This window comes from Janthinobacterium violaceinigrum (assembly GCF_009208555.1).
Classification (GTDB): Bacteria; Pseudomonadota; Gammaproteobacteria; order Burkholderiales; family Burkholderiaceae_D; genus Janthinobacterium; species Janthinobacterium violaceinigrum.
Map to the genome: position 1 here is coordinate 22,900 of NZ_WFLI01000028.1, position 13,775 is coordinate 36,674.

The 13,775-nt window shown below is 64.1% G+C and carries 12 protein-coding genes; 9 read left to right on the plus strand and 3 right to left on the minus strand.

Annotation, left to right across the window (positions count from 1 at the left end):
* Positions 1-2 precede the first annotated feature (2 nt).
* Positions 3-380: a SirB2 family protein gene (locus GCN75_RS20715; RefSeq protein WP_152284087.1), complete on the minus strand. Its 378-nt coding sequence runs from the start codon at positions 378-380 to the stop codon at positions 3-5.
* Positions 381-471: 91 nt separating this feature from the next.
* Positions 472-918, minus strand: coding sequence for a GNAT family N-acetyltransferase (locus GCN75_RS20720; protein ID WP_152284088.1), 447 nt, complete (start codon positions 916-918; stop codon positions 472-474).
* A 289-nt stretch (positions 919-1,207) separates the two neighbouring features.
* Here GCN75_RS20720 and GCN75_RS20725 point away from each other — a divergent pair, with 289 nt between their 5' ends.
* Genes GCN75_RS20725 through GCN75_RS20735 form a run of 3 tightly spaced genes read left to right on the plus strand, consistent with a single transcriptional unit; the run spans position 1,208 to position 4,586 of the window.
* On the plus strand, positions 1,208-2,452 hold the full coding sequence (locus tag GCN75_RS20725) for an MFS transporter (RefSeq protein ID WP_152284130.1): 1,245 nt from the start codon (positions 1,208-1,210) through the stop codon (positions 2,450-2,452).
* Positions 2,449-3,834, plus strand: coding sequence for a NarK family nitrate/nitrite MFS transporter (locus GCN75_RS20730; protein ID WP_152284089.1), 1,386 nt, complete (start codon positions 2,449-2,451; stop codon positions 3,832-3,834). The genes GCN75_RS20725 and GCN75_RS20730 overlap by 4 nt, the downstream gene beginning before the upstream one ends.
* Positions 3,835-3,890: 56 nt before the next feature.
* Complete coding sequence (locus GCN75_RS20735) at positions 3,891-4,586, plus strand: carbonic anhydrase (protein ID WP_152284090.1); 696 nt, start codon at positions 3,891-3,893, stop codon at positions 4,584-4,586.
* Here GCN75_RS20735 and GCN75_RS20740 read toward each other — a convergent pair.
* Positions 4,572-4,943 (minus strand): ribonucleotide reductase subunit alpha, encoded by a 372-nt coding sequence (locus GCN75_RS20740; RefSeq protein WP_152284091.1) that lies wholly within the window; start codon positions 4,941-4,943, stop codon positions 4,572-4,574. The two genes, GCN75_RS20735 and GCN75_RS20740, sit on opposite strands and share 15 nt — an antisense overlap.
* Positions 4,944-5,188: 245 nt before the next feature.
* On the opposite strand from GCN75_RS20740, the gene GCN75_RS20745 reads away from it, so the two are divergent.
* From GCN75_RS20745 to moaA, 6 genes are all read left to right on the plus strand, one after another.
* A complete protein-coding gene (locus GCN75_RS20745; RefSeq protein ID WP_152284092.1) occupies positions 5,189-8,887 on the plus strand; it encodes a nitrate reductase subunit alpha in 3,699 nt (1,232 codons plus the stop codon).
* Between the two features lies 1 nt (position 8,888).
* The gene (gene narH, locus GCN75_RS20750; protein WP_152284093.1) at positions 8,889-10,439 is read left to right on the plus strand and encodes a nitrate reductase subunit beta; all 1,551 of its coding nucleotides are present in this window, start codon (positions 8,889-8,891) and stop codon (positions 10,437-10,439) included.
* A 21-nt stretch (positions 10,440-10,460) separates the two neighbouring features.
* Complete coding sequence (narJ, locus tag GCN75_RS20755; RefSeq protein ID WP_152284094.1) at positions 10,461-11,117, plus strand: nitrate reductase molybdenum cofactor assembly chaperone; 657 nt, start codon at positions 10,461-10,463, stop codon at positions 11,115-11,117.
* A 35-nt stretch (positions 11,118-11,152) separates the two neighbouring features.
* Entirely contained in the window at positions 11,153-11,839 is a 687-nt protein-coding gene (gene narI / locus GCN75_RS20760; RefSeq protein ID WP_152284095.1) for a respiratory nitrate reductase subunit gamma, read from the plus strand.
* A gap of 15 nt (positions 11,840-11,854) precedes the next feature.
* Positions 11,855-12,601: a peptidylprolyl isomerase gene (locus tag GCN75_RS20765; protein ID WP_152284096.1), complete on the plus strand. Its 747-nt coding sequence runs from the start codon at positions 11,855-11,857 to the stop codon at positions 12,599-12,601.
* An 88-nt stretch (positions 12,602-12,689) separates the two neighbouring features.
* Entirely contained in the window at positions 12,690-13,676 is a 987-nt protein-coding gene (gene moaA / locus GCN75_RS20770) for a GTP 3',8-cyclase MoaA (protein WP_152284097.1), read from the plus strand.
* Positions 13,677-13,775 lie beyond the last annotated feature (99 nt).

Here is a 13,775-nt window from a genome sequence, read left to right on the forward strand (position 1 = left end):
CATCAGAGTGGCCAGGCCTGCTTGGTGACGGCCACGGCCACGATGTAGGCGAAGACCAGCACGGCCAGCGCGAACGCGGTGCCGCGCACGGCCGGCGTCTTGCCCCGTTTCAGGGCGATGGTGCCCAGCACGATGTAGGCCACGAGCGCGCACAGCTTGGCGGCCAGCCATGGCTGGCCGCCCGGCGACTGGCCGCTCCACACGGCCAGGGCGATGGCGCTGGCCAGCAAGGCCGTGTCGACTAGGTGCGGCAGGATTTTTACCCAGCGCTGCTGCAATGCGGGCGAGGCGCGCAGCATCCAGGCGCCGCGCAACAAGAAAAGAAAGCCGCTGGCGGCGGCGCAACCCATGTGGAAATGCTTGAGGCTCAGATAATCCATGCGTGATGTGGTGGGCGTTGATTGACGGTGGCGCCAGCATAGCCGCCTTTGCCGCGCCGCGCCATACGTCGTTGGGATGAGGCGCGATCGATCAGCGGCACCATTTCACGTACACCAGCTCCGGATCGCCCTCATCGAGATGGTCGATCCGGCCGCTGCGCACGAAGCCCGCACTGGCGAACAGCCGTTGCGCGGCCACGTTGGATTGGTTCGTCGAAGTGAACAGTTTCGCCGTCGGGCAGGCGTTTGCCGCAGCCGCCAGCAGGCGCAAGCCCACGCCGCGCCGCTGCTGCGCGGGCGCCACCACCACCAGCGGGACAAAACCGTAGCCGAAGAAGTCGTCGTGCGTGAGGACATAGCCGGCGACCTGGCTCGCCCGCATGGCCACCTGGCACTGCCCCTTGCCGACGGCGGCGCGCACGGCGTCGCCGCGGCTGGCGTGCGATTGCGCATAGGCGTCGCAGGCCAGCATGGCCGCCACGTCGCCTGGCCTGGCCACGCGGGTGATGATGTCGTCTGCTTCTGTTTCCTTGTCCATGCCGCTCCCTGTTGTACCGGTGCCGAGTGTGCCAAAAATGCGTCCGTTTGTAAAACACCCGCCATCCAGGCTAGGTCCGGCCTGCGCCATCTAGTCACTTTTGCCGATGCGGCTATCCAGATTGCCTTCCCAAAATCACCCTGTGGCCGATAGTGCCTTTCGCGGCCGGCACGTAAGCTGGTCGGGACGGCTGGCCAGACGGCCAGTGCATTCATGGAGAAACATCGTGGCTACCCTAGATGGCACTAACAAGAACAGTAACAGCAGTAACACGGCAGTCGAACCGGGCATGCGGCGCAAGCAGGCGTCCGTGCTGGTCAGCAGTACCTTCGCCTTCACGATCTGCTTCGCGGTATGGATGATGTTTGCCGTACTGGGCATCCCCATCAAGACCAGCCTGGGCTTGACTGAAACGCAATTCGGCCTGCTGGCCGCCATGCCCGTGCTGACGGGCTCCCTCGTGCGCGTGCCATTGGGCATCTGGACGGACAAATACGGCGGACGCCGCGTCTTCTTCCTGCTGATGCTGGCCAGCGTGGTGCCGATCTACCTGATCGCCTACGCCACCGCCTACTGGCACTTCCTCTTGCTGGGCATGTTCGTGGGTCTGGCGGGCGGCTCGTTTTCCGTCGGCACGCCGTACGTGGCGCGCTGGTACGAGAAGGAGCGCCGCGGCCTGGCCATGGGCATCTTCGGCGCGGGGAATTCCGGTTCCGCGCTGACCAAGTTCGTCGCGCCCGGCATCGTCGCCGCCTTCGGCTGGCAGATGCTGCCCAAGGTGTATGCGGTGGCCATGCTGGCCACGGCCATCCTCTTCTGGCTGTTTTCGTACACGGACAAATCGCACCTGGCGCCATCGGGCGAGAGCTTTACCGAGCAGATGAAGGTACTGAAGGACCCGCGCGTGTGGCGCTACTGCCAGTACTACTCGGTGGTGTTCGGCGGCTATGTGGCGCTGGCGCTGTGGATGACGAAGTACTACGTGGCTGAATACGGCTTCGACCTGAAACACGCGGCGCTGCTGGCTGCTTGCTTCTCGCTGCCGGGCGGCGTGCTGCGCGCCGTGGGCGGCTGGATCTCCGACAAGTACGGCGCCGCCAGGGTGACATGGGCCGTGATGTGGGTGTGCTGGGTGTGCTTCTTCCTGCTGTCGTATCCGCAGACGCAGATGGTGGTGGAAACCGTCACGGGGCCGCTGGCCTTCCATATCGGCCTGTCGCCGCTGTGGTTCACCGTGCTGCTGTTCATCGTCGGCATCGCCATGGCCGTGGGCAAGGCGTCCGTCTTCAAGTTCATCGGCGATGATTTTTCGCACAACATCGGCGCCGTGTCGGGCGTGGTGGGCCTGGCCGGCGGCTTGGGCGGCTTCATCCTGCCCGTGATGTTCGGCGCCCTGGTGGACTTCACGGGCGTGCGCTCGAGCGCCTTCATGCTCTTGTACGGCACCGTCTGCGTTTCCCTCGTCTGGATGCATTTTTCGTTCAAGCCGCTGCGCGCGGCGCCCGCCAATCAACCTGCAGGAGCACAAGCATGAGCCGCTACATGATCAATACGTGGGAGCCCGAGACTCCCAGTTTCTGGCAAACGACAGGCAAGGCCACGGCCGCGCGCAATCTGTGGATCTCGATCCCCGCGCTGCTGCTGGCGTTTGCCGTGTGGATGGTGTGGAGCGTGGTGGTGGTCAACCTGCCCAACATCGGTTTTACTTACAGTAACAACCAGCTGTTCTGGCTGACGGCCTTGCCCGGCCTGTCCGGCGCCACCCTGCGCATCTTTTATTCGTTCATGGTGCCGATCTTCGGCGGCCGGCGCTGGACGGCCATTTCCACGGGCTCGCTGCTGATTCCCGCCATCGGCATCGGCCTGGCCGTGCAGGATGTGAACACGGGCTACCCGACCATGCTGATCCTGGCCCTGCTGTGCGGCTTTGGCGGCGGCAATTTTGCCTCGTCGATGGCCAACATCAGCTTTTTCTACCCGAAGGCCAGCAAGGGCTTCGCGCTGGGCATGAACGCGGGCCTGGGCAATCTGGGCGTATCGGTGGTGCAGTTCGTCGTGCCGCTGGTGATCACCTTTGCCGTCTTCGGCGCCTGGGGCGGCGATTCGCTCACCTGGGTCAAGAATGGCGTGAGCAAGGACATGTGGCTGCAGAACGCGGGCTTCATCTGGGTGCCGTTCATTGCGCTTTCCACCTTGCTGGCCTGGTTCGGCATGAACGACCTGGCCTCGGCCAAGGCCTCGTTTTCCGAACAGGCCGTGATCTTCAAGCGCAAGCACAACTGGCTCATGTGCTGGCTGTACACGGGCACCTTCGGCTCCTTCATCGGTTATTCGGCCGCATTCCCGCTGCTGATCAAGATCCAGTTCCCCGACGTTAATCCGCTCGACTACGCGTTTTTGGGCCCCCTCGTCGGTGCCTTGGCGCGGGTGGCCGGCGGCGTGATCTCGGACAAGCTGGGCGGCGCCAGGGTCACCCTGTGGTCGTTCCTCTTGATGATAGGCGCCGTGCTGGGCGTGCTGTACTTCATGCCGCAAGGCGGCACTGGTGGCAATTTCAACGGCTTCTTCTGGATGTTCATGCTGCTGTTTGCGGGCACGGGCATCGGCAATGCGTCGACCTTCCGCATGATCCCCGTGATCTTTTTGACGGAGCACCAGCGCGCGGCGGCCGGCAAGGACAAGGCGGCGCAGGAGCAAGCCATCGTCGACGCCAACAAGGAAGGCGCGGCCGTGCTGGGCTTCACTTCGGCCGTGGCGGCGTACGGCGCCTTCTTCATCCCGAAAAGCTACGGCACCTCGATTGCGCTGACGGGCAGCCCCGACGCGGCCCTGTGGTGCTTCATCGGCTTCTATGTCAGCTGCATCGCGATTACCTGGTGGTGCTATGCGCGCAAGAATGCGCCTATGCCTTGCTAAAGTTGGCATGCCTGGCAAGCCGGTCTTGCCAGGCGTTGAGGAAATGAGAGTATGTGATGGAAGAACTGGAAAAATTCGTCAACGGCTTCAGCCTGTTTCAGCAGCAGTACTTCAGCGAGCCGCAGACCCTGTACGACAGCCTGCGCGACGGCCAGCGGCCTTCGACCCTGCTGATCGGCTGCTGCGATTCACGGGTCGATCCCATGCTGCTGACGGGCAGCGACCCGGGCGACATGTTCGTCGTGCGCAATATCGCCAACCTGGTGCCGCCGTGCACGCCCGACGCGCCGCCCGGCGTTAGTTCGGCCATCGAGTTCGCCGTCTGCAAGCTCGAAGTGGCCAGGGTCATCGTGCTGGGGCATGCGCGCTGCGGCGGCATCCGTGCGCTGCTGCAGCCGCAGCCGCGCGCGCAAGACCAGGAAACGGACTTCGTGGGACAGTGGATGCGCATCGCCGAACCGGTGGCGCAGCGCGTGCGGCGCGAGCTGGCGCACCGTTCATCGGAAGAGCAGCGCCATGCGTGCGAGCTGGCCAGCATATTGCAGTCGCTGGACAACCTGCTCACCTACCCATGGCTCAAGCGCAGGGTGGAACAGGGCTTATTGAAATTGCACGGATGGTATTTCGACATCGACAGCGGGGCGCTGATGGCGTATTCGGCGCGCCAGCAGCAGTTTTTGCCCCTCGTCTGTCCGATAGAGCGCGCGCGGCATTTGCACGAGCGCCCCTGGCCGGATTCAGCTAAAACGTAACAAATCCCCGCTGCGGTCGAACGCCAGCAGGCTGTCGATGCGGCCTTGCTCGATGGCCGTCACCATGGCGCGCAGGGGCGCCTCGCAATCGTGCGGCGCGGGCGGCTGGCCGTGCTGGCCTGCCAGTCCCGCCACGAAGACCACGTCCCAGTGCGTCTGCATCTGTTTCGACTCCTCTTTCAATGTCTCGAAGCTGCCCAGTTCCTCGGGCAGCTTGTCGGCGCACATCACGGGCGTGAGGGACTTGCCCTGGCCGCCAGGCTGGGCCTGCGCCTGGGTAAAGGTGAACAGCAGGCGTTGCGGCTGCTCCTGGTTGCGGGCGCTGCGCAGCAGGCTGGCGTAATCGGTAATCGGCATGGTGCTCTTTCTCACAGTTGAACGATGGCGACAGGTATACCGCAGCGTGGCTGCGGCGCCCATAGGCAATAGTGACTATCCGGGTGACTACGCGCCTATGCATTCCTGGTGCCGGAAACCGACTTCTTGCCAATACCGCCGCGCGGGACGCATCGCTAGACTGTTTGTATCGACGCTTGAGCCATCGTGCTTGCAGCGTTTTTTAAGACCTGGCGCCGCTGTCCGCGGCGCAATGTGGAGGTAGCATGAGTCACTTTCTGGACCGCCTGAAATTTTTTAGCAAGCCCGCCGAGCCGTTTTCCAACGGCCATGGCACCGTGGTCGATGAAGACCGTACCTGGGAAAACGCCTACCGCCAGCGCTGGCAGCACGACAAGATTGTCCGTTCCACGCATGGCGTGAACTGCACCGGCTCGTGCAGCTGGAAGGTGTATGTCAAGAATGGCCTGATCACCTGGGAAACCCAGCAAACCGATTACCCGCGCACGCGTCCCGACCTGCCCAATCACGAGCCGCGCGGCTGCCCCCGCGGCGCCAGCTATTCCTGGTACGTGTATTCGGCGCAGCGCGTGAAATACCCGATGGTGCGCGGCCGCCTGATGGAAATGTGGCGCGAAGCGCGCAAGACCATGGACCCCGTCACGGCCTGGGACTGGATCAGCCAGGACCCCGTGCGCTCGCAGCAGTACAAATCCATCCGCGGCCTGGGCGGCTTCGTGCGCGCCACGTGGGATGAATCGAACGAGATCATCGCCGCCGCGAATGCGCTGACGATCAAGAAATACGGCCCGGACCGCGTCGTCGGCTTTTCGCCGATTCCCGCCATGTCCATGGTCAGCTATGCTTCCGGCACGCGCTACCTGTCGCTGATCGGCGGCGTGGCCCTGAGCTTTTATGACTGGTACTGCGACTTGCCGCCGGCCAGCCCGCAAGTGTGGGGCGAGCAGACGGACGTGCCGGAATCGGCCGACTGGTATAACTCGACCTATCTGATGGTGTGGGGCTCGAACGTGCCGATGACGCGCACGCCGGACGCCCACTTCTACACGGAAGTGCGCTACAAGGGCACGAAAACCGTGGCCATCTCGCCCGACTACGGCGAAATGGTGAAGTTCGGCGACATCTGGCTGGCGCCGAAGCAGGGCACGGATGCCGCGCTGGCGCTGGCCATGGGCCATGTGATCCTCAAGGAATTCCATGCGGAAGGGCAGAGCGCCTACTTCCGCGACTATGCGCGCCAGTACACGGACTTCCCCATGCTGGTGCTGCTCAAGGAGCACAACGGCACCCTGGTGCCCGATTACTTCCTGCGCGCTTCGCACCTGGACAACAACCTCGACGAAACCAACAATCCGGAATGGAAAACCCTCGTCATCGACGAGAGCACGGGGGCGATCACGGCGCCGGCCGGCTCCATCGGCTTCCGCTGGGGCGAGTCGGGCAAGTGGAACCTGGAACAGAAGGCGGGCGGCAGCGGCGCGCCCATCGTGCCGATGCTCTCCATGATCAACGACAGCGACGCCGTCACGGAAGTGGGCTTCGCCTACTTCGGCGGCAAGGACGCGGCCGACATGCTGCTGCGCAAAGTACCCGTGAAAACCATCCGCCTGGCCGATGGCAGTACGGGCCTGGTGACCACCGTGTTCGACCTGACCCTGGCCAACTACGGCATCGACCGGGGCCTCGGTGGCGAAAACGTGGCGGAAAGCTATGACGACGACGTGCCGTACACCCCCGCGTGGCAGGAAAAGCACACGGGCGTGAAACGCGCCGACGTCATCACGGTGGCGCGCCAGTTCGCGGAAAACGCGGACCAGACGCGCGGCAAGAGCATGGTCATCGTGGGCGCCGGCCTGAATCACTGGTACCACATGGACATGACGTATCGGGGCATCATCAACATGCTGATGATGTGCGGCTGTATCGGTCAGTCGGGCGGCGGCTGGGCCCATTACGTGGGCCAGGAAAAGCTGCGTCCGCAAACGGGCTGGACGCCGCTGGCCTTCGCCCAGGACTGGGTACGCCCGATGCGCCAGATGAACGGCACCTCGTTCTTCTATGCCCACACTAGCCAGTGGCGCCATGAAAAGCTGGAAACGGGCGACATCGCCTCGCCCTCGGCCGCCGGCACCACGGGCGACCTGACCCTGCTCGACTACAACGCCAAGGCCGAGCGCATGGGCTGGCTGCCATCGGCGCCGCAGCTGCAGACTAATCCGCTGGAAGTGGCGAAGGCCGCCAAGGCGGCGGGGCAGGCGCCGGCCGCATATGCGCTCGACCAGATCAAGGCGGGCCAGCTGCAGTTCTCGTGCGACGACCCGGATAACCCGGCCAACTTCCCCCGCAATATGTTCGTCTGGCGCTCGAACATCCTGGGCAGCTCGGGCAAGGGCCACGAGTACTTCCTGAAATACCTGCTGGGCACGCAGAACGGCTTGCTCAGCGACGAGGACGACTGCCTCACGCCGAAACAGGTGAAAGTGCGCCCGGCGGCCGAAGGCAAGCTCGATCTGCTGGTGGTGCTGGACTTCCGCATGTCGACCACGTGTCTGTACGGCGACGTGGTGCTGCCGACGGCTACCTGGTATGAAAAGGATGACTTGAATACGTCGGACATGCATCCGTTCATCCACCCGCTGTCGGAAGCCGTGCAGCCGCTGTGGCAATCGAAGTCGGACTGGGAAATCTACAAGGGCATCGCCGAGAAATTCTCGGAAATCGGCGGCGAGCTGCTGGGCACCCAGCAAGATATCATCCTGACGCCGCTGATGCATGACACGCCCGGCGAACTGGGCCAGCCTTTCGATCCCAAGGACTGGCGCGCCGGCGAATGCGAGGCCATTCCCGGCAAGACCATGCCGAACATGACGGTGGTCGAACGCAATTACCGCGACGTCTACAAGAAGTTCACTTCGATCGGCCCGCTGCTGGAAACCATCGGCAACGGCGGCAAGGGCATTTCCTGGAAAACGGGCCATGAAGTGGACGTGCTGCGGGGCGTGAACCGCACGGTACTCGACGAAGGCGTGTCGCAGGGCCAGCCGCGCCTCGACACGGCCATCGATGCGGCCGAGATGATCCTGTCGCTGGCGCCGGAAACGAATGGCCACGTGGCCGTGAAAGCCTGGGCCGCGCTGTCAAGCATCACGGGACGCGACCACACGCATCTGGCGCTGCCGCGCGAGCATGACAGCATCCGCTTCCGCGACGTGCAGGCGCAGCCGCGCAAGATCATTTCCTCGCCCACCTGGTCGGGCCTGGAAAGCGAGGAAGTGAGCTACACGGCCGGCTATACCAACGTGCATGAACTGATCCCGTGGCGCACCCTGACGGGCCGCCAGCAGTTCTACCAGGATCATTTGTGGATGCGCGACTTCGGCGAAGGGCTGTGCGTGTACAAGCCGGCCATCAACACGAAGACGACGGAAGCGCTGCTGGGCACCCGGCCGAACGGCAACAAGGAACTGGCGCTGAACTTTTTGACGCCGCACCAGAAGTGGGGCATCCACTCCACGTATTCGGACAACCTGCGCATGCTGACCCTGTCGCGCGGCGGTCCCCACGTGTGGCTGTCGGAAATCGACGCGAAGGCGGCCGGCATCGTCGACAACGACTGGATCGAAGTCTTCAACGTGAACGGCACCCTGACGGCGCGCGCCATCGTCAGCCAGCGCATCCCGGCCGGCATGACGATGATGTACCACGCGCAGGAAAAGATCATCAACGTGCCTGGCGCGGAGATGACGGGCAAGCGGGGCGGCATCCACAACTCCGTGACGCGCGCCGTGCCCAAGCCCACGCACATGATAGGCGGCTACGCCCAGCTGGCCTACGGCTTCAATTACTACGGCACGGTGGGCTCCAACCGCGATGAATTCGTATTGGTGCGCAAGATGAACAAGGTCGACTGGCTGGAAGGCCCGTTGCAGGAAGAAGGAGCATAGTATGAAAATCAGAGCGCAAATCGGCATGGTGCTGAACCTGGACAAGTGCATCGGCTGCCACACCTGTTCCGTCACGTGCAAGAACGTGTGGACGAGCCGCGACGGCGTCGAGTACGCGTGGTTCAACAACGTTGAAACCAAGCCGGGCATCGGCTATCCGAAGCAGTGGGAAAACCAGGACAAGTGGAATGGCGGCTGGCGCCGCACGGATGCAGGCAAGATCGAGCCGCGCCAGGGCAGCCGTCTGAAAATCCTGGCGAACATCTTCGCCAACCCCAACCTGCCCGCCATCGACGAGTACTACGAGCCGTTCACCTACGACTACGAGCACCTGCAAAGCGCGCCGCTGTCGCAGACGCCGCCGACGGCCCGTCCCATCTCCGTGCTGACGGGGAAAAAGATGGAGAAGATCGAGTGGGGCCCGAACTGGGAAGATGACCTGGGCGGCGAATTTGCCCAGCGCAGCAAGGATAAACTGTTCGACAACATGCAGAAGGAGATGTACGGCACCTTCGAAAACACCTTCATGATGTATTTGCCGCGCCTGTGCGAGCATTGCCTCAATCCGACGTGCGTGGCGTCCTGCCCATCCGGCTCCGTGTACAAGCGCGAAGACGACGGCATCGTGCTGATCGACCAGGACAAGTGCCGCGGCTGGCGCATGTGCATCTCCGGTTGCCCGTACAAGAAGATTTACTACAATTGGTCGTCCGGCAAGGCGGAGAAGTGCACGTTCTGCTTCCCCCGCATCGAAGCGGGCCAGCCTACCGTGTGCTCGGAAACGTGCGTGGGCCGCATCCGCTATCTGGGCGTGCTGCTGTACGACGCCGACAGGATCGAGGCGGCTGCCTCCGTGCCGCAGGAGCAGGACCTGTACCAGGCGCAGCTCGGCCTGTTCCTCGATCCGCACGACCCGGCCATCATCGCCGAGGCGCGCCGCCAGGGCATCCCCGACCTGTGGCTCGATGCGGCCGTCAAGTCGCCCGTGTACAAGATGGCCGTCGAGTGGAAGGTGGCGTTCCCGCTGCACCCCGAATACCGCACCTTGCCGATGGTGTGGTACGTGCCGCCCCTGTCGCCGATCCAGGCAGCCGCCGAATCGGGCAAGCTGGGCGTGAACGGCATGCTGCCGGATACGCAAAGCCTGCGCATTCCCGTGCAGTACCTGGCCAATCTGCTGACGGCCGGCGACCAGCCGCCCATCGTCTCGGCGCTGGACCGCATGCTGGCCATGCGCGCCTACATGCGCAGCAAGACGGTGGAGAAGGTGGAAAACCTCACGGTCCTCAAGCAAGTGGGTCTCACCAAAGCGCAGGTGGAGGACATGTACCACATCATGGCCATCGCCAACTATGAAGACCGCTTCGTCATCCCCAGCAGCCACAAGGAAATGGCGGAGGACAGCTTCAACGAGAAGGGCAGCTGCGGCTTCAGCTTCGGCAATGGCTGTTCGGACGGGGTCAGCGAGCCTACCTTGTTCGGCAAGAAAAAACACGGTTCGGCCATCTTCATGCAGATGCCGAAGTCGCGCAAAACGGCGCCAGGCGCTTAAGGAGCTCATATGGAACACGCTATGCATCATTACCAAGTCCTTTCTCGCCTGCTGCTGTACCCGGAGCCCGAGCTGATCGCCCACCTGCCGCAGCTGGACGCGGCGCTGGCGGCCGTGCCGGAACAGCATGCGCTGCTGCGGCCCTTGCTGGCGCACCTGGAAAGCAGCAGCCTGATCGACCTGCAGCAGCAGTACGTGGCCACCTTCGACCGCAATCCGTCGCACTCGCTGCATCTGTTCGAGCATATCCACGGCGAATCGCGCGACCGGGGCCAGGCCATGGTCGACCTGATGGAGGAATACAAGCGCCACGGCCTGCAAATGGTGGGCGACGACTTGCCCGACTTCGTGCCCCTGTTCCTGGAATTCCTGGCGCAGCTCGACGAGTCGGTTTCGGCGCCGCTGCTGGGCGACGCCGTCCACGTGCTGGCGCACATCGGCCGCAAGCTGGCGGCCAACGGCAGCCCGTACGCGCCTGTCTTCACCTTGCTCGAACGCCTGAGCCCCGTGGCGGCCGAAATGCTGGCCGAACCGCCGGTGCGCGACATGGATGAAGCGCTGGAAACCTTCGGTCCCGGCGCGGACGGCGTCGAGCCGCTGCTGCGCCAGGGCCCGGGCCAGGTCGCGGGCGGCGTCCATCCCGTGCATTTTCACCCGCAGCCGCGGCGCGCCGCCTGAGCGGCGCCCGGCATCCGCATGAAGAGGAGTACATCATGAGTCATTATCTGCATCAATTCGTCTACGGCATCTACCCGTACATCGCGCTGGCCATCTTTTTTCTCGGTAGCCTGATCCGCTTCGACCGCGAGCAATACACGTGGAAGTCCGATTCCAGCCAGCTGCTGCACCGCGGCAGCCTGCGCCTGGGCAATATTTTGTTCCACATCGGCATCATCGGCCTGCTGTTCGGCCATGCGGCCGGGCTGCTCACGCCCGTCTGGGTGTGGGATACCCTGGGCGTGTCGCATAGCCTGAAGCAGGGCGTGGCCATGGCGGCCGGCGGCGTGATGGGCAGCCTGTGCCTGGCCGGCATCCTGATCCTGCTGGTGCGCCGCTTTTCCAACGACCGCCTGCGCGCCGTCACCACGGCCGGCGACAAGCTGGTGATGGCGTGGATCCTGCTGACCTTGCTGCTGGGCCTGTCGTCGATCTTCGTCTCCGCCTCGCACATGGATGGCCACATGATGGTCTTGCTGATGCAATGGGCGCAGCACATCGTCACGTTCCGCGCCGATGCGGCCAGCTTCATCGTCGATGCGCCGCTGGTCTTCAAGCTGCACCTGTTCATGGGCATGTCGCTGTTCGTCATCTTCCCGTTCACCCGCCTGGTGCACGTGTGGAGCGGTTTTGGCGCCATCGGCTATCTTGGCCGCACCTGGCAACTGGTGCGCCGCCGTTAATAAAGGAGCTACATCATGGGAATCTCCGTCAATGGCATCGATATCGACGATGCCGACATCGCCCGCGAACTGCCGCATCACGACGGCGCCGGCAATCCGCTGAAACAGGCCGTGCATGAACTGGTGCTGCGCCGGCTGCTGCTGGACGAGGCGCAGCGCCTGGGCGTGCAGGGCGGCAGCGACGACGACCGCATCGAGGCGCTGTTTGCGCAGGAAGTGCGCGTGCCGCCCGCCGACGATGCGGCGTGCCGCACCTTTTATGCGCAGCGCCCGCAGCTGTTCTGCAGCGGCGCGCTGGTCGAGGCGCGCCACATCCTGTTCCAGGTGACGCCGGAAGCGCCCCTGGAGCTGCTGCGGGCCACGGCGCAAGCCGTGCTTGATGCATTGAAGCTGGCGCCCGAGCGTTTCGGCGAACTGGCGACGCAGTATTCGAACTGCCCGTCGGGCGCCCTGGGGGGCAATCTGGGCCAGCTGTCGCCGGGCCAGAGCGTGCCCGAGTTCGACGCGCTGCTGTTCCGCCTGGAAGCGGGCGCGCTGGCCGGCCATTTGCTGGAAACGCGCTTCGGCTACCACATCGTGCAAGTGCTGCGCCGGGTCGAAGGCCAGGCCATCGCCTACGAGGCGGTGCAGGCGCAGATCGCCGACCGCCTGTCGCGCGCCGCGTGGCAGCGCGCCGTGCACCAGTATCTGCATTTGCTGGTGGGCCGCGCCGAGATCGCGGGCATCGCGCTGGAAGGCACAGCCAGTCCTTTAGTGCAATAGACCGGAAGGCGTAGGCCGCTAGGCCTTCTGGGGCACAGCCAGATTGTGTCCCAGCCTTTACAATCAAGGAAGAAACAGGAGTAGCGTCATGGGTAGCGTCAAGTTGCAGGACCGTTTTGGCCGTGCTATCGATTATGTGCGGCTGTCCGTCACCGACCGCTGCGATTTGCGCTGCAGCTATTGCATGCCCAAGGGCTTTCGCGGCTTCGAAGAACCGAAGGACTGGCTGACGTTCGACGAGATCGAGCGCCTGCTGGGTATTTTTGTCCGCCTGGGCACGCGCCGCGTGCGCCTGACGGGCGGCGAGCCCCTGTTGCGGCGCAAGCTGCCGGAGCTGGCGCAGCGGCTGTCCGCGCTGCCCGGCCTGCAGGACCTGTCGCTGTCGACCAACGCCACGCAGCTGGGCAAGCATGCTGCAGCCCTGCGCGCGGCGGGCGTGGACCGCATCAATGTCAGCCTGGATTCGTTGGACCGCGCGTGCATGCAGCAGATCACGGGGCGCGACAGCCTGCAGCCCATCCTCGACGGCCTGATGGCGGGCAAGGCGGCCGGCTTCGATCCGATCAAGATCAACATGGTGGCCATGCGCGGCGTCAATGACGGCCAGATCGAGGCCATGGCCGCGTTCTGCATCGAGCAGCAATTCATCCTGCGCCTGATTGAAGCCATGCCCATGGGCAGCACGGGCCGCAATGCCTGCTACATGCCGCTGGGCCCCGTGCGCGAGCGCCTGGCGGCCCGCTTTGGCCTGGTGCCGCAGGCAACGGAACTGGGCGGCGGGCCGGCGCGCTACATGGCGACCCGGGATGGGCGCGCGAGCATCGGTTTTATTACGCCCATGTCGCAGCATTTTTGCGCCACCTGCAACCGCGTGCGCCTGTCCGTCGATGGTACCCTGTATCTGTGCCTGGGCCAGGAAGAGAAATTCGCCTTCGGCCCCATGCTGCGCGGCGGGGCCACGGATGCGGAGATCGAGGCGGCGATCCGCGCCGCCATCGAACTCAAGCCGCAGCAGCACGATTTCAATACGCAGCCGGACAAGATCGTGCGGTTCATGGCGCAGACCGGTGGATGAATGGCGGTGTCAATGCTGGGGTCAGACCCGCCGGGTCTGACCCCGGATCTTGGCTTGTGGGTGGAACGATGTCGCTGACTTGACGGCATAGGAACCACA